Origin of the sequence: Streptomyces sp. NPDC051051, assembly GCF_040682975.1 — a bacterium.
GTDB lineage: Bacteria > Actinomycetota > Actinomycetes > Streptomycetales > Streptomycetaceae > Streptomyces.
This window is the reverse complement of the sequence record NZ_JBFBCB010000001.1, coordinates 226,686-247,864: the sequence shown is the minus strand read 5'-3', so window position 1 is coordinate 247,864 and position 21,179 is coordinate 226,686. Positions and strand designations below refer to the sequence as shown.

The window sequence follows — 21,179 nt, the reverse complement described above, 5'->3', positions numbered from 1 at the left end:
GATGCCGGTCAGCCGACCGGCATCACCAGCGGCGGGACGGTCCGCTGCATGCGCAGGGCGTCGACGGACTCGGCGAGCAGTTCGTACTCGGTGGTCTCGTCGCTGGCGGCGATCCGCACCAGCCGCCCGGCCGCCAGTTCGTCGGCGATCAGTTCCTGCCGGTCGACGTCGGCGCACCAGGCCCTCAGCAGGCGGGGGACGTCCGGCACGGTGTCGGAGACCGGGACGAGGGCGCTGGGCGGGATGCTCGTGCTCTCCGGCTGCGGGTCGAGCCGCTCGGCGATCCAGGAGGCGCGGTCCCTCAGCCACCACAGGGCGAGCGCCAGCGTCGGGGCCCGGTAGGTGCCGAGCGGGACGCCGATGCGGCGCCCGTCGCACACTCCGTACGCGGTGACATGGCACAGGAATTCGTCGTGCACGTCCTTCTCCCCCGTCGCTCGCTGCCGGTGCGGGCCTCGCTTTCCATGCGGCTCCTGTGGGGTGAACTGCCCCTGACGTTTGAGTATGTTGACTACTGAAACACTGTCACCACGCTTTTTTGGCCAGTCTCTTGGCATATTCCCCGGCGTTCGTGGCCGAAATGCGGCGGGCCCGGGCCGGCGCCGTCATTACCCGCGGGGTAATCGACCCGGCGGGCGGGCGCGGGCAAGGTGGTCGCACCGGATCGGGGAAGCCCGAATCCGGGTTCTGACCAGGATCGACGACCCCTTGGGGGCTGATTTCCCATGTCCGCGCAGACCGACCGCTACCAGAACGCCGTCGCCCGCTACTTCGAGGCCTGGAACGCCCGTGAGCCCGGGACCCGGGCCAAGGCCGTGGCCGCCGCCTGGGCCCCGCAGGGCAGCTACACCGACCCTCTCGCCGACGTACGCGGCCACGAGGGGATCACGGCCGTCGTCACGGCGGCACAGGACCGGTTCCCCGGTTTCGCCTTCCGGCTCACCGGCACGGTCGACGGCCACCACGACACGGCCCGCTTCGCCTGGGAGCTGGTGAACGAGGCGGACGGGTCGGCGCCGGTGGCCGGCTCCGACGTCGTCACGCTGGACGCCGACGACCGCATCGTCGCCGTCCTCGGATTCCTCGACCGGGTGCCGGCCGGGGCATGACCGGTGAATTCCTCCGCTCGCGGCGGTCCGCCCGGTGAAAGGCAATGATCGCCGCGAACGGAGGATGCCGTGCACGACGCCGGAAAAGCGGAAGCGGAATTCACCGCCGCCCGGTGCGCGAGCTTCGAAAAGAGGCGGGTGAATCCGTCACCGCCGGCCGGCGGAACGGCTCAGCCGTTGATCACCGCGTCGATGCGGGCCAGTTCGTCCGCCTCGAACTCCAGGTTGTCCAGGGCGCCGACGCTGTCCTCGATCTGCCGGGCACTGCTCGCGCCGACCAGCGCGGAGGTGACCCTGCCGCCGCGCAGCACCCAGGCCAGGGCGAGCTGGGCCAGCGACTGGCCGCGGGATGCGGCGATGTCGTCGAGGGCGCGGAGCTTGCCCACCAGTTCGTCGGTGAGGGCGTCGGAGTTCAGGAAGGGGCTGTCGCTCGCGGCCCGCGAGCCCTCCGGGATGCCGTCGAGGTAGCGGGCGGTGAGCACGCCCTGCTCCAGCGGGGAGAAGACGATGGAGCCGACCTGGAGCTCGTCCAGCGCGTCCAGCAGGCCCTCGCTCTCGGGGCGCCGGTCGAGCATCGAGTAGCGCGGCTGGTGGATGAGCAGCGGGGTGCCCAGCTCGCCCAGGATGCGGGCGGCCTCGCGGGTCTGCTCGGCCGAGTAGTTGGAGACGCCGACGTACAGCGCCTTGCCCTGCTGGACCGCGGAGTGCAGGGCGCCCATCGTCTCCTCCAGCGGAGTCTCCGGGTCGGGGCGGTGCGAGTAGAAGATGTCGACGTGGTCCAGCCCCATCCGCTTCAGGCTCTGGTCCAGCGAGGACAGCACGTACTTGCGCGAGCCCCACTCGCCGTAGGGACCCGGCCACATCAGGTAGCCCGCCTTGGTGGAGATCACCAGCTCGTCGCGGTAGGGCGCGAAGTCGGTCTTGAGGAACTCGCCCAGCGCGGACTCGGCGGCGCCGGGCGGCGGGCCGTAGTTGTTCGCCAGGTCGAAGTGGGTGATGCCGAGGTCGAAGGCGCGGCGCAGGATGGCCCGCTGGGTCTCCACGGGACGGTCGGGCCCGAAGTTGTGCCACAGTCCGAGCGAGAGCGCGGGGAGCTTCAGGCCGCTGCGTCCGGTGCGCCGGTAGGGCATGTGCGCGTAGCGGTCGGGGTGTGCGGTGTACAACGCGACTCCAGGAGGGGTTGGCTCGGAAGACCGGTCCCGGCAACGGTAGGCCGGTCGCGGGACCGTCACCCACTCTCGCCCTGCCTGCGGGTAGTGGTCCAACAGAAGAATCCGATGGAATTCAGCGGATAGGCTTCTCAATCATGGAACTGCGCCACCTCCAGCACTTCGTCGCGGTCGCCGAGGACCAGCACTTCACCCGTGCCGCCGAACGCCTGATGGTCTCCCAGTCGGGACTGTCGGCGTCCATCCGCGCGCTCGAGCGGGAGCTGCGGGCGCCCCTGTTCGTCCGCACGACCCGCCGGGTGACGCTGACCGAGGCGGGCCGCGCGCTGCTGGCGGAGGCGGAACGGATCCTGATGCAGGTGCGCGCCGCGCACGAGGCGGTGGCGGCCGTGCAGGGCGTGGTGCGCGGCACCCTCTCGGTGGGTACCGAGCAGTGCATCGCCGGGGTGCACGTGGCGGGGCTGCTGGCCGCGTTCCGGCGGCGCCACCCGGACGTGGAGATCCGGCTCCGGCAGTCCGGCTCGGGCGCGCTCGCCGAGGAGGTGGCCGCCGGGCGGCTGGACCTGGCCTTCGCCTACCGCACGCAGGCGGACAGCGACCAGCTGCGTTCCGCCTCGCTCACCGGTGAGCCGATGTACGTGCTGTGCCATCCCGACCACCGGCTCACCGGCGCCGCGGCCGCGCTGACCCCGGCCGACGTCGCCGACGAGGTGTTCGTCGACTTCCACCCCGACTGGGGCCCGCGCCGCGCCACCGACGCGGCCTTCGCGGCGGCCGGGGTCCGCCGGACGGTCGCACTGGAGGTCAACGACGTGCACAGCCTGCTGGACCTGGTGGACGAGAACCTCGGCGTCGCCGTCGTACCGCGCCACTTCCGGCACAAGCGGGAGGCGCTCACCGCGCTGCCCCTCGAGGGGGCGGGCGAGGTGGTGTACGAGACGGTCGCCCTGTTGCCGCCCGCCCGGGCGACCAGCCCGGCGGCACGCGCGCTGATGGCCCTGCTGGAGACGGAGCGCGGCGGGTAGGGTCCGGCCGCCCGGGGCCTGTCCGGTGGATCGTGCCGGACGGGTCCGAGGGGCGGCGCCGGGGCGGCGGGTGCGCGATGGTGGACGCATGCATGCCAAGGACATCCTCATCGACGGCTACGGCCGCGTCCGGGAAGAGGTCCGCGCCGCCGTCGCCGGCCTCGACCCGGACGACCTCAACGCCCGGCCGACCGCAGGGACGAACTCGGTCGCCTGGCTGGTCTGGCACCTCACCCGCGTCCAGGACGACCACGTGGCCGACGCCTTCGGGCTCGATCAGGTGTGGCTCTCACAGGACTGGGAGAAACGGTTCGGCCTGCGCCTGCCGCGCCGGGACACCGGGTACGGGCACAGCGCGGCGCAGGTCGCCGGGGTACGGGTCACCGACGGCGACCTGCTGACCGGGTACCACGACGCCGTCCACGCGCAGACCCTCCAGGCGCTGCGCGGGGTGACCGCGGCGGACCTGGAGCGCGTCGTGGACGAGCGCTGGGACCCGCCGGTCACGCTCGGCGTCCGCCTCGTCAGCGTCCTGTCCGACGACCTCCAGCACGTCGGACAGGCCGCCTATGTGCGCGGACTGCTTCAGAGCGCGGCCGCGTAGCCCGGCAGGACGACGTCCTCGATGAGGGCCTTGCGCTCGTCGAACGGGACGAAGGCGCTCTTGAGGGCGTTCACCGTGACGGTGCGCAGGTCCTCGACCGTCCAGCCCGCCTCCTCGACCAGCAGCGACATCTCGCGCGTCATCGTCGTCCCCGAGACCAGCCGGTTGTCGGTGTTGAGGGTGACGCGGAAGCCGAGGTCCTTCAGCGCGGTGATCGGGTGCTCGGCGATGGAGGTGGCGGCGCCGGTCTGGAGGTTGGACGTCGGGCACATCTCCAGCGCGACCCGGCGGTCCCGCACCCAGCCGGCCAGGCGGCCGAGCTTGCCGTCGACGATGTCGTCCGTGATGCGCACGCCGTGGCCGATGCGCTGGGCGCCGCAGACCTGGAGGGCCTGGTGGATGCTGGGCAGGCCGTGCGCCTCGCCGGCGTGGATGGTGAAGGGGACGTTCTCGCGGCGCAGGTGCGCGAAGGCGTCCAGGTGGTCGGCGGGCGGGAAGCCGTCCTCGGCGCCGGCGATGTCGAAGCCGACGACGCCGGCGTCCCGGAAGGCGACCGCGAGGTCGGCGGTGGCGCGGGTCCGGTCGAACATCCGCATGCCGCACAGCAGGGTGCCGACGCGGACCGGGGTGCCGGCGGCGGCCGCCTTGGCCATGCCGGCCGCGAGGCCCTCCTGGACGGTCTCGACGACCTCGGGCAGGGTCAGGCCGCCGTCGAGCATCAGCTCGGGGGCGTAGCGCACCTCGGCGTAGACGACGCCGTCCGCGGCCAGGTCGAGGACGTACTCCTCCGCCGTGCGCAGCAGGCCCTCGCGGGTCTGCATGACGGCGAGGGTGTGCTCGAAGGTCGCTATGTACCTGACCAGGTCACCGGAGTTGGCGGCCTCGAAGTACCAGGCGGCCAGCTCCTGCGGGTCCGTGGTCGGCAGGGTGTGGCCCACCGCGGCCGCCAGCTCGACGACGGTGGCGGGGCGCAGACCGCCGTCGAGGTGGTCGTGCAGGACGGCCTTGGGGAGCCGGCGGAGGATGGCGGAGTCTACGCGCGTAGCGGTCATGGTGGATCTTTCCTCGGGCGGGGCGATGGGGCGGGGTTGCGGATGCGGGGCGCGGGAGAGGGCGCGGACCGGCGGGGTCAGCCGGCGGGCTGGAGCAGGTCCCAGCGGTTCCCGTACAGGTCCCGGAAGACGGCGACGGAGCCGTACGGCTCGTGGCGGGGCTCCTCCAGGAAGGTCACTCCGGCGGCGTGCATCCGGGCGTGGTCCCCCGCGAAGTCGTCGGTGTGCAGGAAGAACCCGACCCGTCCGCCGGTCTGGTCGCCGACCCGGGAGCGCTGGGCGCCGTCCTTCGCCCTGGCCAGCAGCAGGCCGGTGCCGTCCTGGTGATCGCCGGGCCGCACGACGACCCAGCGCGATCCGTCGGGACGCGCCTCGTCCTCGGCGAGGCGGAAACCCACGGCCTCGGTGTAGAAGCGGATCGCCTCGTCGTAGTCGTCGACGACGAGGGTGACCAGGGCGATGCGACTCATCGGGACCTTTCGGGAGGACTGATTAGCGGGAGAGGTTATACGTAAAACTTGACGGACGCCAGTCACCTCCGGGGAACCCCGCCGAGTCCGGACTCGCGCCGTGGGCGCGGCGGGAACAGGACGGAGGTCGGTCCGCCTTGCCGTGGGCCCCGTTCAGGCGGTCCGGTTCCGCCGGCGTCAGCCGGAGGCGTCCCGCCGCCACGTTCTCGACGAGGTGCTCGGGGTTGCCGGTGCCGGGGATGGCCAGGACGTGCGGCCCCTGGGCGAGAATCCAGGCCAGCCGGATCTGTGCGGGGCTCGCGCCGTGGGCGCGGGCCGCCGCCAGGACCGCTTCCCCGTGGGCGGTCGTGGCGCCCCGCGGGCCGCTCTCGCCGGCGATGGCGTGGAACGGGACGAAGGCGATGCCCTGGTCGCGGCAGAGGCGCAGGAGTTCCTCGGTGGCGGGCGGGCGGTCTCCGAGGCCGTGGCGGTTCTGGACGGCGACCACCGGGGCTATGGCCTGCGCCTCGGCGAGGTGGCGGGGTTCCGCGCCGGAGATGCCGAGGTGACGGACGAGGCCGGCCCGGCGCAGCTCCGCCAGGGCGCCGAAGTGTTCGGCGATCGACTCCTGGTCCATCCGGCGCAGGTGGACGAGGTCGAGGTGGTCACGCCCGGGCCGGCGCAGGTTCTCCTCGACGTGGCCGCGGAGGTCCTAGGGGCGGGCCGAGGTGCCCCACTCTCCCGACCAGTCGCGGAAGGGGCCGACCTTGGTGGCGATGAGCAGGTCGTCCGGGTACGGGGCGAGGGCGCTGTTGACGAGTTCGTTGGTGGAGCGCAGGGAGGAGAAGGAGAAGGCGGCGGTGTCGATGTGGTCGACACCGAGGTCGACCGCCCTGCGCAGGACGGCGATCGACCGGTCGCGGTCGCCCGGCGTGCCGAGGTGGAAGGCGGCGTCGCCCGTGAGCCGCGTCGCGCCGAGACCGATGCGGCTCACGGTCGTGTCGCCGAGTGTCCAGGTTCCCGCGGCGTCCGCGGTGATCGCATCCGAGGCCGTCGCCGAAGTGCGGCACGGGCCCTCGGGGTTCAGCAGTAGAGGTTGCCGCCCGGGGGGACGCCCAGGATCTGTGCGAACTGCTGGTACTTGGTCACCCGGCTCTGCACCTGCGCCGGGTTCTTGCCGTCGCACTCCAGGGAGCCGTTGATGGAGCGTATGGTCTGGCCGAACCCGGCGCCGTCGACCATGGCGTTGTGCGGCGTCATGGTGCCGGGACCGCTCTGGGTGTTCCAGTACCACAGGGCCGTCTTCCAGGCCACGGCTGCGTCGTTCTGCACCAGCCAGGGGTTGTTGAGGAGGTCGATGCCGAGCGCATCGCCCGCGGCCTTGTAGTTGAAGTTCCAGCTGAGCTGGATGGGGCCGCGCCCGTAGTAGGCCGCCTGGCCGGCCGGGCAGCCGTACCACTGGCTCCAGTCGCAGTAGTGCGGGTAGTTGGCGGTGTTCTGCTCGACGACGTGCACCAGACCGCCGGTCTCGTGACTGACGTTGGCGAGGAAGGCCGCCGCCTCCTGCTTCTTGGTGGTGTCGCTGCCGGTGGTGGTGAAGCCGGGGTAGGCACTGAGGGCGGCGGTGAGACCGCTGTAGGAGTAGAAGGAGTTCCGGCCCGGGAACATCTGGTTGAACTGCGCCTCGGTGACCACGAAACTGCCGACCGGCGTGCCGGGGCCGGTGTCGCAGGCGTACGGCTCCCAGTACCAGGTGCTGATGACGGGGTCGTAGCCCGGGTTGTCGTGCTCGGCCACGTAGGCCCTGCCGTCGGTGTAGCGGACGATGTCGCCGGTGCGGTAGGCCTTGCCGGCCACCCAGGCGGGATAGCTCGAACAGGCGGCGGCGGACGCGCTCGTGGCCGGCAGGAGCACCGGTACGGCACTGGAGAGGACGAGCGCGGTCACGACCGCGGAGATACGGCGCCTCGACACGGGATCAACTCCTTCACGGAGCACGGCCGTCCCCGGCACGGGGCAGGGCGGAGCCGGGCCTCGTGCGCGTACCGGTGGAGCCGGTCACGGCTCGGGGGCGGCCGTGGTGGGGGGTGTGGAGGCACACTCAACCGCTTTGGTCTGTACCAGTCAAGGGTGTAGACCAGTCGACCCGGCAGGGTTGTGGCCGGGGCGACCTGTCCGGGTGTCGCCGCAGCCTCCCGCGCCCAGGGAGGACGGCCCTGCTCGGGGGCTCAGCCCAGCGGCTTCTCCAGCACCGCCTTGCGGTGGCTGAAGGTCTCCATCGAGTACCGGCCGTGGTAGTTGCCCATGCCGCTCTCCCCCACTCCGCCGAACGGCAGGTCGGAGACGGTGAGATGGGCCAGCGGCAGACCGTGGCCGAGGCCGCCGGAGGAGGTCTCGGCGGCGATGCGCGCGCGGGTCTCCTCGGACCGGGAGAAGACGTACAGCGCGAGGGGCTTGTCGCGGTCGTTGATGAACGCGATCACCCCGTCGAGGCCGTCGACGGTCACGATCGGCAGGATCGGGCCGAAGATCTCCTCCCCCATGACGGGCGAGGCGGGGTCGACGTCGGCCAGGACGGTCGGCGCGATGTACCTGTCCGCACGGTCGCTGCCGCCGCCGACCACGACGCGGCCGGAGCCCAGCAGGCCGGTGAGCCGGTCGAAGTGGCGCTCGTTGACGATCCGGCCGTACTCGCCGGAGGTCTGCGGGTCGGCGCCGTAGACCTTCTCGACGGCCCGGGCGAGGAGGGGTTCCAGGGCGGCGGCGGTCGCGGGGTCGGTGAGGACGTAGTCGGGGGCGACGCACGTCTGGCCGGCGTTGAGGAACTTGCCGCGGGCCAGCCGGTCGGCGACGACGGCGAGGTCGGTGTCGCGGTCGACGAACGCCGGTGACTTGCCGCCGAGTTCGAGGGTGACCGGGGTGAGGTGCGCGGCGGCGGCCCGCATCACGATGCGGCCGACGGTGCCGTTGCCGGTGTAGAAGATGTGGTCGAACCGTTCGGCCAGCAGAGCCGTGGTCTCCGGGACGCCGCCCTCGACGACGGCGACCGCGTCGGTGTCGAGGTGGGCGGGCAGCAGCCGGGCCAGCGCGGCGGAGGTCGCCGGGGCCAGCTCGCTGGGCTTGACGACGACGGCGTTGCCCGCGGCGAGGGCGCCGACGAGCGGGGCGAGCAGCAGTTGGGCGGGGTAGTTCCAGGGCGCGATGACGAGGACGACACCGAGCGGGTCGTACTGGGTCCAGGCGCGGGCGTCGGCGCCGAGGTGGGCGGGGGCCGGGGCGGGCTCGGGACGCAGCCAGTCGTCGAGGTGGTCGAGGGTGTGGTCGATCTCGCGGATCGTGAAGTCGATCTCGGTGCGGTAGGCCTCCGTGGCGCTCTTGCCGAGGTCGGCGTGGAGGGCGGCGGCCAGGTCCTCGCCCCGTTCCGTGAGCATCTCACGCAGGCGGCGCAGCTGTCCGGTCCGCCAGGCGGCGGGCTTGGTGCGGCCGGTACGGAAGGTGGCGCGCAGCCGGGCGACGACGTCGGCGGGCTGCTCGGGGATGGCGGTGCTCACGGTGCCTCGCTGGTGGTGCGCGGGCTTCTCAGCCCTGGGTACGGGTGGCGAGCGGTCGACTCGATGTATATGCCAACCTTTCATGCGCCAAAACATATTCCCCGGCTCGGCCGCTTTCCCGCGCGGGCCTGCCACCGGGATCAGCGGGGCGGTTCGCCGCGGCGCCGGTCGAGGTGGGCCCGCTCGGCGGGGCTGTCGGTGAGCGCGAGCGCGCGCTCGTACGCGCGCACCGCTTCGGGCGTGCGGCCCAGCCGGCGGAGCAGGTCGGCGCGGACCGCGTGCCACACGTGGTAGCCGTCGAGGCCGAGCGCGTCCACGAGGTCGAGGGCCTGGCGCGGGCCCTGCGTCTCGGCCACGGCGACCGCCCGGTTGAGGGCCACGACCGGGCTCGGGGCGACGGCCGTCAGCTGGTCGTACAGCCGCAGGATCTGGCCCCAGTCGGTGGCACCGGCGGTCGGCGCGTCGCTGTGGACGGCCTGGATCGCGGCCTGGATCCGGTACGGACCGGGCCGGTCGCGGCGCAGACAGCGGCGGACCAGGTCCTGGCCCTCCGCGATCAGGTCGCGGTCCCAGCGCCCGCGGTCCTGCTCGGGCAGCGGCACCAGTTCCCCGTGCGCGCCCCGGCGGGCCGCCCGGCGCGACTCGACGAGCAGCATGAGCGCGAGCAGGCCCGACGCCTCGGGCTCGTCCGGCATCAGCTCGACGAGGAGCCGGCCCAGACGTACGGCCTCGTCGCACAGGCCGGGCTCGCCCGTGTAGCCCTCGTTGAAGATCAGGTAGACGACCGTCAGGACGCCCGTGAGCCGGTCGGGCAGGTCGGCGTCGCGGGGCACCCGGTACGGGATCCGGGCGTCGCGGATCTTCTTCTTGGCACGGACCAGCCTCTGCGCCATCGTCGGCTCGGGCACCAGGAAGGCGCGGGCGATCTGCCGGGTGCTCAGCCCGCCGAGGAGCCGCAGGGTGAGGGCGACCCGCGCCTGCGGGGCGAGCGCCGGGTGGCAGCAGGTGAAGATCAGCCGGAGCCGGTCGTCGTGCACGGGTCCCTCCTCGGCGGGCGGGATGGGCGCACGCAGCACGGCGGCCTCCACGTGCCGGGCGTCCCGGGACGACTCGCGGCGCAGCCGGTCGATCGCCCGGTTGCGGGCGGTGGTGATGATCCAGCCGGCCGGGCTCGGTGGGACGCCGGTCTCCGGCCAGCGGCGCACGGCCGTGGTGAACGCGTCCTGCACCGCTTCCTCGGCGAGGTCGATGTCGCCGAGGAAGCGGACGAGGACGGCGACGGCACGGCCGTACTCCGCGCGGAACACGGCCTCGACGTCGAGGGGCATCAGGCCTCGCCCATGAAGGGGCGCACCTCGACGGGCAGGGTGGTGGCCCAGGTCGCGCGGCGGCCCCAGTGCAGGGCGGCGTCCAGGTCCGGGGCCCTGACGACGCAGATCCCGCCGAGGTGTTCCTTGCCCTCGGCGTACGGCCCGTCGGTGACCAGCACGTCACCGCCCTCGGGCCGCAGCACGGTGGCCGTCTCCGGGCCGTGCAGTCCGCCGGCGAAGACCCAGGCGCCGGCCTCGCGCAGCTCCTGGTGGAAGGTCTCGAGGTTGCGGCCGATCCGCGCCATCTCCTCCCCGGCGGGGGGCTCTCCACCGGTGGGGGTGATCACGCTGAGCAGGTAGTGCTTCATGGCGGCCTCCGTGACGCGGTCCACGGCACCGCCGTGCCGCGGTGCCCTTCACCTCCTACACGAACGGAACACCCCCGGATCGACACCCCACGCGGCGACACGGGAAGAATCCGGTCCATGACCGCACCGCACCCGCTCGTCACCCGTGCCCGGCACCTCGCCCAGGCCCTCCTCGCCCCGCACGCCGAAGAGGTGGACCGGACGGAGGTCCCCACCGGTCATCTCACGGAGATCCGGCGCTCGGGCCTGCTCGGCCTGCACGCGCCCGAGGAGTACGGCGGCTCGGACGCGCCCGCGTCGGTGGTGCGGGAGACGGCGGAGATCCTCGCCGGGGCGTGCTGCTCGACCTGGTTCGTGCAGACCCAGCACCACACGCCGGTCCTGACGCTCGCCAGGAGCGAGCACCCGGTCCGCGAACGGCTGCTGGGGCCCCTGGCCCGCGGCGAGCTGCTGTCGGGTGTCGCCTACGCCCATCTGCGGGCGCATCCGCGGATTCCGGTGCGGGTCACCCGGGACGGCGACGGCTGGCGCTTCGACGGACGGGTCCCCTGGTACACGGGGTGGGGGCTGAACGACGTGATGCTGCTGGCCGGTGTGACCGACGCCGACGAGGCGCTGTTCGCCTTCACCGAGGCGCGGGAGCAGCCGGGGCTGCGGGCCTCGGCACCGATGCGGCTGACCGCGCTGACCGCGGCCCGCACGGTGTCCCTGGAGCTGGACGGGCTGCGGCTGCCGGAGGAGGCGGTGGCGCTGCGGACGCCGTTCGCGCGGTGGGCCGCGGCGGACCGCCCGAAGACGGTGGCCGCGAACCCGGCGGTGTTCGGTGTGACGGAGGCGGCCCTCGCCCTGCTGGACGAGGACACGGCGGCCGCCCTGCGCGCCCGTCTCACCGGGGTCCGCGACCGGGCCTACGCCCTGGCCGACCATCCGGTTCCGCACGAGCACACGGAGGAGCGTCTGGCCGTCAGGATCCGGGCGTACGAGGTGCTGCACGCGGCCACGACGGCGGCGGTGGTGGCGGGCGGCGGCCGGTCCCTGTCGCTGACGAACCGGGCCCAGCGGCTGGCACGGGAGGCCCTGTTCCTCATGGTCCAGGGCCAGACGCGGGAGTCCCGCGGGGCCCACCTCGACGCCTTGGCGGGCCGCTAGGGTCCGTTCCCCGTGGGGCGTGTGCGCACGGGGACGGCCGGTGCCCGCCCCGTGGGGCGGGCACCGGCCGTCCGTTCGGCCTCAGTCCTCGTCGCCCGCCTGAACCACGACGAGGAAGGCGTCCGACTTCAGGTCCATCACCACGGTGGCGGGCTCCCCCTCGGCCCGCCGCCTGGCCGCGGACTCCTCCGCCGGCCACGATCCGCGCGGGGCTCCCGCGGGGAAACGCTCCAACACCTTCGCGCCCATAGCGGCAGACACCTCCCGATTCGATACGAACACGTCCGTCACCTACGCCTGCCCGCTGCCGGCCGAAGCATGTTCAGGACGCGTCCACCCGGGTGACACCCGGGCGGTCGAGATCACGGTCGCGGTCGCTGTCGCTGTCGCGGCCGAGCCGTCCCGGCCACCAGGCGCGGGCGCCGAGGTCCCGCACCAGGGCGGGCACCAGCAGCGAACGCACGACGAGCGTGTCGAGCAGCACGCCGAAAGCGACGATGAAGGCGATCTGCACGAGGAAGGCCAGCGGGATCACGCCGAGCGCGGCGAAGGTGGCGGCCAGCACCACCCCGGCGGAGGTGATGACACCGCCGGTGCTGATCACGCCTCGCAGCACACCCTCGCGGACCCCGTGCCGCAGGGACTCCTCACGCACCCGGGACATGAGGAAGATGTTGTAGTCGACGCCCAGCGCCACGAGGAAGACGAACCCGTACAGCGGAACGGACGGATCCGTGCCGGTGAAGCCGAACACATGCTCGAAGACGAGGCTGGAGACCCCCAGGGTGGCGAGGAAGTTCAGCCCCACGGTGGCCACCAGCAGGGCGGGCGTGAGCAGCGAACGCAGCAGCACGGTCAGGATGACGAAGATGATGGCGAGGACCACCGGCACGATCAGGGCGCGGTCGCGCTCGGCGGTGCGCAGGGTGTCGTACTGCTGGGCCGTGTAGCCGCCCACCAGGGCGTCCGCGCCGGGAACGGCGTGCAGCGCGGTACGCAGCCGCGCCACCGTGTCCTTGGCCGCGTCGCTGTCCGCCGCCGCCTTCAGGGTGACGTCGACGCGGGCCCGTCCGCCGACGACGAGCGTTTCCCCGCCGGGCGCTCCGGACGCGCTCACCGCCGCGGCCGAGGCCACGCCGTCGGTCGTACGGGACGTCTCGACCACCTTCGTGAGCCGGTCGGCGTCGGCGATGACCACCACCGGGTTGCCCGCACCGCCGGGGAAGTGCCGGGCGAGCGTCTGCTGGGCCGCCACGGACGGGGCGTCGTTGACGAAGGTCTCGTCCAGCGGGACGCCCTTGGAGGTGAGGGTGGGCGCGAACGCCGCGCAGGCGAGCAGGCCGGCCAGCGACACCGCCCACACCTTGCGGGGGGCGCGGTCCACCAGGGCCGCGACCCGGTGCCAGATCCGGCCGCCGGCCCCCTGACCGTCGGCGGGCCCGGGCTTGGCGGGCCAGTAGGCGGCACGGCCGAGCAGCACCAGGACGGCGGGCAGGAACGTCAGCGTGCTCACCACGGCGGCGATGATGCCGATGGCCCCGACGGGCCCCAGGGCCCGGTTGTTGGTGAGGTCGCTGAGCAACAGGGCGAGCAGGCCGAGGGCGACGGTCGCGGCACTGGCCACCACCGTGCTCCAGGACCGGCCCAGCGCGGCCCGCATGGCCGCGAACCGGTCCGTGCGGGAGGCGAGTTCCTCGCGGTAGCGGGCGGTCAGGAGCAGGGCGTAGTCGGTGGCCGCGCCGATGACGAGGATCGACAGGATGCCCTGGACCTGCCCGTCCACGCGCACCACGTCGTGGTCGGCGAGCACGTAGACGACGGCGCAGGCGAGGCCGAGCGCGAGGACGGCACCGACGATGATCACCAGGGGGAGCAGCACACTGCGGTAGACGAGCAGCAGGATCACCAGGACGGTCACCAGCGCGACGGCGAGGAGCAGGCCGTCGATGCCGGCGAACGCGTCGGAGAGGTCGGCCTGGGTCGCGGCCGGTCCGGCCAGTCGGACGGTGGTGCCGGGGACCCGCTCGGCCGCGGCACGGATCCGCTCCAGGGCCGGGGCCAGCTCCTCCCCGAGGTCGGGACGCAGCGGCACCACGCCCTCCAGGGCCTTGCCGTCCTCGGAGAGCAGCGCGGGCGAGACCCGGCCCGCCACTCCCGGGGCGTCGGCGAGGGAGGCGAGCGCCTGGGCCGCGCCCTCGCGCCGGTCCGCCACCCCGGTGTCCCGGTCCGACGTCCACACGACGATGGCCGGCAGGGTCTCGTCCTGGCGGAAGGCCCGCTGGGCGCTGATGACCTCGGTCGATTCGGCGCTGCGCGGCAGGAAGGCGGCCTGGTCGTTCGTGGCGACCTCGCCCAGGCGCCCGGCGAACGGTCCGAGGACGCCGCCGAGGACCAGCCATACGGCGACGAGCAGGACCGGGACGAGCCGTCGGGCGCGTCGAAGGGTGGTGGACATCGTTCTCCTGCTGCGAAGGGACAGATATCTCGATGACTAACAATCTCAATGATTGAGTAATCCTGGACGGGGCGATCTTAGACTGCGTCCGTTCTTCTGCCCCTGCGGGGTCGGCGGATGCGCCGGACCCTGCCCCGTTCTCAGCGGCCGAGGGTGGCTATCCCCGAGAGTTCCTCGTTCATCGCCGCCAGGAAGCGCAGGACCACCGACAGCTCTTCCTCGGTGAAACGGGACCGGGCGGCCTGCGTCGCCTCGGCCAGGGGCCGGAAATGGGCCCGCGCCGCGGACCGGGCGTCCGACACGTACTGCAGGTGCACCACTCTGCGGTCGGCGCTCTCGCGGACCCGCCGGACGTGGCCGGCGCGCTCCAGCCGGTCGACGCACGCGGTGACGGCGCCGGAGGTCAGCCCGAGGTGCTCGCGCAACCGCTTGGGGGTCATGGGCTCCTCGGCGTCGAGGATCGCCGCCAGCGCCTGGACGTCCGTGGCGTGCAGCCCCTGGTCGCCCGCGAACCCGTGCACCAGCCGGTTGATCTCGCCGTTCATCCGCCGCAGCCGGACCGCGAAGGCGTACAGGTCGGTCGGTGGCGCGGGCGCGTCCGCGTCCCGTCCCCGTTCGTGCTGCTCCCGATCGTTCCCTGTGGCCACGCGATCAGCGTAGCCGTTGCCCGCGATCACCCGATCGTGCCCTCGGACCGCGTCGCGCATCCGCTGCCCGCCCCCACGGGGAAGGCATACCGAGTGGGGACGTCGACGCGAAGGACCGAGGACTCATGACCGCACAGGGCCAAGGCCACGGCCACGAACCTCTCCGCTGCCTGGTCACCGGCGCCACGGGCTACATCGGCGGCCGGCTCGTCCCGGAACTGCTGGCGGCCGGCCACCGGGTGCGCTGCCTGGCCCGCTCCCCCGAACGGCTGCGCGACCACCCGTGGGCCGGGGAGGTGGAGGTGGTGCGCGGGGACGTCACGGACGCCGCGTCGATCGCGGAGGCGATGCGGGACGTCGACATCGCCTACTACCTGGTGCACGCCCTGGGCTCGGGCCGGGACTTCGAGGAGACCGACCGGCGGGCGGCACGGATCTTCGGCGAGCGGGCCCGCGCCGCCGGGGTGCGCCGTATCGTCTACCTCGGGGGGCTCACCCCGCCCGGTGTCCCCGAGCGGGAGCTGTCGCCGCACCTGCGTTCGCGCGCCGAGGTCGGCCGCATCCTGCTGGGTTCGGGTGTGCCGACGACCGTGCTGCGGGCGGCCGTGGTCATCGGCTCGGGCTCGGTCTCCTTCGAGATGCTCCGCTACCTCACCGAACGCCTGCCCGTCATGGTCACGCCGAGCTGGGTGCGCACCAGGATCCAGCCCGTCGCCGTCCGGGACGTGCTGCGCACCCTGGTCGGCAGCGCCCGGATGCCGGAGGACGTCAACCGGGCCTTCGACATCGGCGGGCCGGAGGTGCTGACGTACCGGGAGATGATGATCCGCTACGCCGCGGTGGCGGGTCTGCCGCGCCGGATCATCGTCCCGGTGCCCGTGCTCACCCCCCGGCTCTCCAGCCACTGGGTGGGTCTCGTGACGCCCGTGCCCGCCTCCATCGCGCGGCCGCTCACCGAGTCGCTGCGTCACGAGGTGGTGTGCCAGGAGCACGACATCGCCCGGTACGTGCCGGACCCGCCCGGACATCCGGTGGGTTTCGACGAGGCGGTACGGCTGGCGCTGCGGCGGGTCCGCGACGCCGAGGTCGTCACCCGCTGGTCCTCCGCCTCCCTGCCCGGCGCTCCCAGCGACCCGCTGCCGACCGACCCGGACTGGGCGGGCGGCAGCCTGTACACCGACTGCCGGGAGGTGGCCGTGCACGCCTCCCGGGAGTCGCTGTGGCGGGTGATCGAGGGGGTGGGCGGCGACAACGGCTGGTACTCCTTCCCGCTGGCCTGGGCGGTGCGCGGATGGCTGGACCGGCTGGTCGGCGGGGTGGGACTGCGCCGGGGCCGGCGCGACGCGGCGCGTCTGCGGGTCGGCGACTCGCTGGACTTCTGGCGGGTCGAGGAGATCGAGCCCGGACGCCTGCTCCGGCTGCGGGCCGAGATGCGGCTGCCGGGTCTGGCCTGGCTGGAGATGTCCGCGGAGACGGACGGGACGGGCGGCACCCGCTACCGCCAGCGCGCCCTGTTCCATCCGCACGGGCTGCTCGGCCAGGCGTACTGGTGGAGTGTCTCCCCCTTCCACGCGGTGGTGTTCGGCGGCATGGCCCGCAACATCGCCCGGGCCGCGGCGGCCGAGGCTCCCGGCCGGACGTCCGCCGCATGAGCGCGCATCCGCCTGGTGCCTCGCCTCGGAAGCACCCGGTGGCCCCTCACCCCAGTCGGAAGTCAACGTCATGAACGTCTCCGTCGTCCTGTTCACCTCCGACCTGCGGCTGCACGACCATCCGCCGCTGCGGGCGGCTCTGGAAGGGGCCCGGGAGGTGGTCCCGCTGTTCGTGCGCGACCGGGCCGTCGACGCCGCCGGGTTCGCCGTGCCCAACCGGCTGGCCTTCCTCGCCGACTGTCTGCGGGATCTGGACGCGGGGCTGCGCGAACGGGGCGGACGGCTCGTGCTCCGGTCGGGGGACGTCGTCGAGGAGGTGTGCCGGGTCACCGGCGAGGCGGGCGCCGACGAGGTCCATCTGGCGGCCGACGTCAGCCGCTACGCGCAGCACCGCGAGGAGCGGCTGCGGCACGCCCTGGAAGCGAAGGGCGTACGGCTGCACGTGCACGACGCCGTGACGGCCGCCGTCGCGCCGGGGGCGGTGACACCGGCCGGGTCGGACCGCTTCGCCGTGTTCACGCCGTACTTCCGGCGCTGGTCGCGGGAGCGGCTGCGGGAGGTGCTCGACGCGCCCCGAGCCGTCACCGTCCCGGACGGCGTCGGCTCGGAGCAACTCCCGGCGCACGCGGGCGTGTCCGAGGGGCTGGCGGCGGGCGGCGAGCGCGAGGGGCGGGCACGGCTGGCGGCCTGGCTGCGCCACGGGATCGCCGCGTACGAGGACCGGCACGACGACCTGGCCGGCGACGCCACCTCCCGGCTGTCGCCCCATCTGCACTTCGGCACCCTCTCCCCCGTCGAACTCGTGCGCCGGTCCCGTGCGGCGGGCGGCGCGGGCGCCGAGGCGTTCGTACGGCAGGTCGCCTGGCGCGACTTCCACCGTCAGGTGCTGGCGGCCCGTCCGGCCGCCGCCGTCGCCGACTACCGGCCCCGGCACGACGACTGGCGCACCGAGCGGACCGCCCGCGACGACATCGAGGCGTGGCGGGAGGGCCGTACCGGCTACCCGATCGTGGACGCGGCGATGCGACAGCTGCGCCACGAGGGCTGGATGCACAACCGGGGCCGGCTGCTGACGGCGAGTTTCCTCACCAAGACGCTGTACGTCGACTGGAGGATCGGCGCGCGCCACTTCCTGGAACTGCTCATTGACGGGGACATGGCGAACAATCAGCTCAACTGGCAGTGGGTCGCGGGCACCGGCACCGACAGCCGCCCCAACCGGGTCCTCAACCCGGTCACCCAGGCCAAGCGGTACGACCCGGACGGGGCGTACGTGCGGCGCTGGGTACCGGAACTGGCGGGGATCGAGGGCGCGGCGGTGCACGAGCCGTGGCGGCTGCGCGGTCCGGACCGGGCGGCGGCCGGCTACCCCGACCCGGTGGTCGAGCTGTCCGAAGGGCTGGCCCGCTTCCGGCGGGCGCGCGGACTCGGCTGAGGCGCGGGCGGTGCCGGTGGACGGACGGCGGCGCGGGACGTCGCACCGCAGGGCCGTCGCCGTGTGTGCGGCCCGATGGCCACGGCGGCGTCGGCTTCCGCGGTCATCGGTCTCCCACCTGCGCGCGGATCCGCTCACCACGTGCGGCCCGCGTCCAGCAGCAGCTCGCGGACGCGCGTGACGTCCGGGTTCTCCACCGCTCCGGGCCGCTGGACGAGGAAGGCCGTGTTGATCGGCGGGTCCTCCGGCTCGTGCAGGGCGACGAGGGCACCCGAGGCCAGCTCGTCGAGGCAGAGATAGCGCGGCAGGACGGTGAAACCCGCGCCCGCGACGACCGCGGCGAGCACACCGCGCAGGTCGGGCACGGTCACGGCGGCGGAACCGGACAGCCGTCGGCCGAAGACGTGCCGCCAGTAGCGGCGGGCGATCGGCAGGTCCTGCGCGTAGGTGACCAGCGGGACCGGGTGCAGGGCCGCCGGCAGTTCGGCGGCCGGCCGGTCGCCGAGCCGCTCGGCCCAGGCGGGCGCGACGACCAGGACGAACTCCTCGTCCATGAAGGGCGTCGAGGTCAGGGTGCGGCCGCGCGGGCGGGTCGTGGCGATGACCAGGTCGTGCCGTCCGGCCCGCAGCTCGTCGAGCAGCGGCTCGGTCAGGCCCGGCGCCACGCGCAGCCGGACGCCTTCGGCCGCCAGCGGCGCGAGTGCGGGCAGTACGCGCAGGCACAGCAGTTCCGCGGGACCGGCGAGGTGCACGGGATCGGCGCGCCCCGCCGTGGCCGGGCCGGGCCCGGCCACCGTGGCCAGCTCGTCGAGCGGCGCCGCGATCCGCGCGGCCAGCGCGTCGGCGACGGCGGTCGGGGCGACGCCGCGCGGAAGCCGCTCGAACAGCTCCCGTCCGGCCTGCCGCTCCAGGGTCCGCATCTGCGTCGTCACGGTCGGCTGCGAGAGTCCGAGCAGCTGGGCGGCGCCGGTGAACGACCCCGAGCGGTAGACCGCGAGGAAGGTCCGCAGCAGGTTCAGGTCCAGGTGATGACTTTGGTCCACCGTGCGCAGTATTCCGTGCGGGCCATCGGGATTCCCATACCTGGTATTGGAATTCTCATTGGTTGCCTATGGCTTGACGGCCTAGGTTCAGGGCATCGACACACCGACGCTCCGCACCCGGGGCGTCAGGGACGACCCCCCGGAGAGACCACCATGGCAAAGATCCTTTTCGTGATGACCGGCGCGGACCACTGGACGCTCGCCGACGGCAGCCTGCACCCCACCGGCTTCTGGGCCGAGGAGGCCGTCGCCCCGTACGAGGCGTTCCGTGCGGCGGGCCACGAGGTGGTCGTCGCCACGCCGGGCGGCGTGGTCCCGCCGGTGGACAAGGGCAGCCTCTCGGCCGAGTCGAACGGCGGCCAGGAAGGGGCCGACCGCGTCGCGGCCGGACTCGAGAAGATGACCGAGCTGCGGCGTCCGGTGCGCCTGGAGGACGTGGACCTCGCCGACTACGCGGCCGTCTTCTACCCCGGCGGGCACGGCCCGATGGAGGATCTGGCCGTCGACGCCGCCTCCGGCCGCATCCTCACGACCGCCCTGGAGTCCGGTACGGCGCTCGGCGTCGTCTGCCACGGCCCGGCCGCCCTGCTGGCAGCCGTGAAGGAGGACGGCACCAACGCCTTCGCCGGCCGCCGCGTCGCCGCCTTCACCAACGACGAGGAGATGCAGGCCGGTCTCGGCGACAAGGCCGAGTGGCTCCTCCAGGACCGGCTGACCGCGGCGGGCGTCGACGTGCAGATCGGCGAGCCGTGGGCGCCGCACGTGATCGTGGACGGCAACCTCGTCACCGGCCAGAACCCGGCCTCCTCGGTCCCGCTCGCCGCCGAGCTGCTGAAGAAGCTGGCCTGACCCCGCCGGCCGGCCGGCTCCGCGAGGCCCCGGACACCGCCTCCGGATGCCCCGCACCAGCCGGATCCGGCCTGTCCAGCGGCTCGCGGGCGACTCCGCGCGTCCCGTGAGCCGCTGGACGGCAAGGGCCGCCGAGACGGGGAGGGCCTCTGAAGCGGACGGGGCCGCCTCTTCCGGCACGGTCGCCGGCTCGGAGGACGCGCCGGACACCCACCGCCCGCCCGGACCCGGCGGGGACCCACCGGTCCGCAGCGGTCCTCACCTGCCCGACAGCAGGGTCAGGGCCTCCTTCAGTCCCGCCGGTCGCGGCAGCCCCCGCGCGGAGCGCCCCGCCCACCCGGGGCCGCCGAGCACCACCGTCGGCCCGCGCCGCGCGCCGCTGACGCCCCACCGCATGTCCGCGACCTGCCGGGCGAGCGCCGGGCTCGCCGTGGAGCGGGCCTGCGCCCACAGGACCACGGCGACCGGGCCCAGACGGCTGACCGCCGCGGCGAGCGCCTCGGCCGGGACGGCCGCCCCGAACATGCGGGTGGCCGTGCCGCGTTCGAGCAGGGCCGCGTTGAGCGCCTCCAGCGGCAGGGTGTGCTGCTCCCCCGGCACGCACGCCAGCATCACGGGCCCGGCGTCCTCCGTGCGCCGGCCCGCCGCGGGCGGACCCGTGACGCGGCGCAGGGTGGTCGACACGTGCCAGGACAGCAGGTGCTCGACCTCCACGTACCGGTCGCCGGAGGACTCCCACTTGCGTCCCACCGCGTGCAGGGCCGGCACCATCACCTCCTCCCAGGCGACGGGCAGCCCGTGCCGTTCGACGGCTTCGGCCAGCAGCTCCTCCACGGCGGGCGCGTCCAGCCGTACCGCGGCACGGGCCAGGCCCCGGCACTCCTGGCGGACGTCGGCGCCCAGGGGCAGCGCGCCGGCCGCGCGGGAGCGCCCCGACGGGGCCCCGGCCGTCCGGGGCGGCGTGTCGGCGCCCGCTCTCGCGGCCCTGGCCGCCTCCGCGGGCGGCACACCGGCCGACGTCAGCCGGCACATGGCCTCGACCACGGCCACGTCGTCCGGGCGCCAGCGGCGGTGCCGTCCGCCGTCGCGCTCCACCGGTCCGAGGCCGTAGCGGCGGTCCCAGGAACGCAACGTGGTGGGTGCCACGCCCAGCCGACGGGCCAGCGTGCCGGTCGTCAGGCCGACGTCGTCGGGGTTCGGGGACTCTCGCATGAGCCGACGATACGACGCCGGAACGAGGCGGAGTGCGGCGCGCCCGCGGACGGGGGCGATGCGGAAGGAGTTGCGGCCGTGCGCACGGGACGCGGGCGCG

20 protein-coding genes and 1 pseudogene are annotated in these 21,179 nt (G+C 73.8%); 7 read left to right on the top strand and 14 right to left on the bottom strand.

The genetic code is table 11. From position 1 onward, the window contains the following. Nucleotides 1-8: 8 nt before the first annotated feature. Nucleotides 9-419, bottom strand: a complete 411-nt coding sequence (locus tag AB0N31_RS01180) for a hypothetical protein (RefSeq protein ID WP_366056205.1) — start codon at nucleotides 417-419, stop codon at nucleotides 9-11. A gap of 306 nt (nucleotides 420-725) precedes the next feature. Here AB0N31_RS01180 and AB0N31_RS01175 point away from each other — a divergent pair, with 306 nt between their 5' ends. Continuing rightward, on the top strand, nucleotides 726-1,109 hold the full coding sequence (locus AB0N31_RS01175; RefSeq protein WP_366056204.1) for a nuclear transport factor 2 family protein: 384 nt from the start codon (nucleotides 726-728) through the stop codon (nucleotides 1,107-1,109). 170 nt (nucleotides 1,110-1,279) lie between these two features. Here the strand turns inward: AB0N31_RS01175 and mgrA are convergent, their stop codons facing one another. Then, nucleotides 1,280-2,272, bottom strand: a complete 993-nt coding sequence (gene mgrA / locus AB0N31_RS01170; RefSeq protein WP_366056203.1) for an L-glyceraldehyde 3-phosphate reductase — start codon at nucleotides 2,270-2,272, stop codon at nucleotides 1,280-1,282. A gap of 143 nt (nucleotides 2,273-2,415) precedes the next feature. Here mgrA and AB0N31_RS01165 point away from each other — a divergent pair, with 143 nt between their 5' ends. Together AB0N31_RS01165 and AB0N31_RS01160 are read left to right on the top strand one after the other, a co-directional pair. Beyond that, complete coding sequence (locus AB0N31_RS01165) at nucleotides 2,416-3,303, top strand: LysR substrate-binding domain-containing protein (protein WP_366056202.1); 888 nt, start codon at nucleotides 2,416-2,418, stop codon at nucleotides 3,301-3,303. An 88-nt stretch (nucleotides 3,304-3,391) separates the two neighbouring features. After that, complete coding sequence (locus AB0N31_RS01160; protein ID WP_366056201.1) at nucleotides 3,392-3,907, top strand: DinB family protein; 516 nt, start codon at nucleotides 3,392-3,394, stop codon at nucleotides 3,905-3,907. On the opposite strand, the gene AB0N31_RS01155 is transcribed toward AB0N31_RS01160, so the two are convergent. From AB0N31_RS01155 to AB0N31_RS01125, 7 genes and pseudogenes are all read right to left on the bottom strand, one after another. Continuing rightward, nucleotides 3,889-4,959 (bottom strand): adenosine deaminase, encoded by a 1,071-nt coding sequence (locus tag AB0N31_RS01155; RefSeq protein WP_366056200.1) that lies wholly within the window; start codon nucleotides 4,957-4,959, stop codon nucleotides 3,889-3,891. The two genes, AB0N31_RS01160 and AB0N31_RS01155, sit on opposite strands and share 19 nt — an antisense overlap. Nucleotides 4,960-5,036: 77 nt before the next feature. After that, nucleotides 5,037-5,429: a VOC family protein gene (locus AB0N31_RS01150; protein WP_366056199.1), complete on the bottom strand. Its 393-nt coding sequence runs from the start codon at nucleotides 5,427-5,429 to the stop codon at nucleotides 5,037-5,039. A 145-nt stretch (nucleotides 5,430-5,574) separates the two neighbouring features. Next, nucleotides 5,575-6,495: pseudogene (locus AB0N31_RS01145) on the bottom strand (aldo/keto reductase); the annotation flags it as partial. Beyond that, nucleotides 6,492-7,382, bottom strand: a complete 891-nt coding sequence (locus tag AB0N31_RS01140) for a glycoside hydrolase family 19 protein (protein ID WP_366056198.1) — start codon at nucleotides 7,380-7,382, stop codon at nucleotides 6,492-6,494. The pseudogene AB0N31_RS01145 and the gene AB0N31_RS01140, both read right to left, overlap by 4 nt. 254 nt (nucleotides 7,383-7,636) lie before the next feature. Next, a complete protein-coding gene (locus tag AB0N31_RS01135; protein WP_366056197.1) occupies nucleotides 7,637-8,959 on the bottom strand; it encodes an aldehyde dehydrogenase family protein in 1,323 nt (440 codons plus the stop codon). 140 nt (nucleotides 8,960-9,099) lie between these two features. Further along, a complete protein-coding gene (locus AB0N31_RS01130) occupies nucleotides 9,100-10,287 on the bottom strand; it encodes an RNA polymerase sigma factor (RefSeq protein WP_366056196.1) in 1,188 nt (395 codons plus the stop codon). Further along, entirely contained in the window at nucleotides 10,287-10,637 is a 351-nt protein-coding gene (locus tag AB0N31_RS01125) for a YciI family protein (protein ID WP_366056304.1), read from the bottom strand. The genes AB0N31_RS01130 and AB0N31_RS01125 overlap by 1 nt, the downstream gene beginning before the upstream one ends. 117 nt (nucleotides 10,638-10,754) lie before the next feature. Between AB0N31_RS01125 and AB0N31_RS01120 the strand changes: the two genes are divergently transcribed. Beyond that, a complete protein-coding gene (locus tag AB0N31_RS01120) occupies nucleotides 10,755-11,786 on the top strand; it encodes an acyl-CoA dehydrogenase family protein (protein WP_366056195.1) in 1,032 nt (343 codons plus the stop codon). Nucleotides 11,787-11,867: 81 nt separating this feature from the next. On the opposite strand, the gene AB0N31_RS01115 is transcribed toward AB0N31_RS01120, so the two are convergent. The 3 genes from AB0N31_RS01115 to AB0N31_RS01105 form a co-directional block, all read right to left on the bottom strand. After that, the gene (locus AB0N31_RS01115) at nucleotides 11,868-12,035 is read right to left on the bottom strand and encodes a hypothetical protein (protein WP_363089407.1); all 168 of its coding nucleotides are present in this window, start codon (nucleotides 12,033-12,035) and stop codon (nucleotides 11,868-11,870) included. A 73-nt stretch (nucleotides 12,036-12,108) separates the two neighbouring features. Continuing rightward, the gene (locus AB0N31_RS01110) at nucleotides 12,109-14,241 is read right to left on the bottom strand and encodes an MMPL family transporter (protein ID WP_366056194.1); all 2,133 of its coding nucleotides are present in this window, start codon (nucleotides 14,239-14,241) and stop codon (nucleotides 12,109-12,111) included. Between the two features lie 140 nt (nucleotides 14,242-14,381). Further along, nucleotides 14,382-14,888 carry a MarR family transcriptional regulator gene (locus AB0N31_RS01105; protein WP_366056193.1) on the bottom strand — a complete coding sequence of 169 codons (507 nt, stop codon included), beginning with the start codon at nucleotides 14,886-14,888 and terminating at the stop codon, nucleotides 14,382-14,384. A 125-nt stretch (nucleotides 14,889-15,013) separates the two neighbouring features. Here AB0N31_RS01105 and AB0N31_RS01100 point away from each other — a divergent pair, with 125 nt between their 5' ends. Together AB0N31_RS01100 and AB0N31_RS01095 are read left to right on the top strand one after the other, a co-directional pair. Next, nucleotides 15,014-16,540: an SDR family oxidoreductase gene (locus AB0N31_RS01100; RefSeq protein ID WP_366056192.1), complete on the top strand. Its 1,527-nt coding sequence runs from the start codon at nucleotides 15,014-15,016 to the stop codon at nucleotides 16,538-16,540. 70 nt (nucleotides 16,541-16,610) lie between these two features. Continuing rightward, a complete protein-coding gene (locus tag AB0N31_RS01095; protein WP_366056191.1) occupies nucleotides 16,611-17,975 on the top strand; it encodes a deoxyribodipyrimidine photo-lyase in 1,365 nt (454 codons plus the stop codon). A 134-nt stretch (nucleotides 17,976-18,109) separates the two neighbouring features. On the opposite strand, the gene AB0N31_RS01090 is transcribed toward AB0N31_RS01095, so the two are convergent. Further along, nucleotides 18,110-19,018 (bottom strand): LysR family transcriptional regulator, encoded by a 909-nt coding sequence (locus AB0N31_RS01090; RefSeq protein WP_366056190.1) that lies wholly within the window; start codon nucleotides 19,016-19,018, stop codon nucleotides 18,110-18,112. Nucleotides 19,019-19,171: 153 nt separating this feature from the next. On the opposite strand from AB0N31_RS01090, the gene AB0N31_RS01085 reads away from it, so the two are divergent. Further along, nucleotides 19,172-19,867: a type 1 glutamine amidotransferase domain-containing protein gene (locus AB0N31_RS01085; protein ID WP_366056189.1), complete on the top strand. Its 696-nt coding sequence runs from the start codon at nucleotides 19,172-19,174 to the stop codon at nucleotides 19,865-19,867. A 258-nt stretch (nucleotides 19,868-20,125) separates the two neighbouring features. On the opposite strand, the gene AB0N31_RS01080 is transcribed toward AB0N31_RS01085, so the two are convergent. Further along, on the bottom strand, nucleotides 20,126-21,079 hold the full coding sequence (locus AB0N31_RS01080) for a MerR family transcriptional regulator (RefSeq protein ID WP_366056188.1): 954 nt from the start codon (nucleotides 21,077-21,079) through the stop codon (nucleotides 20,126-20,128). Nucleotides 21,080-21,179 lie beyond the last annotated feature (100 nt).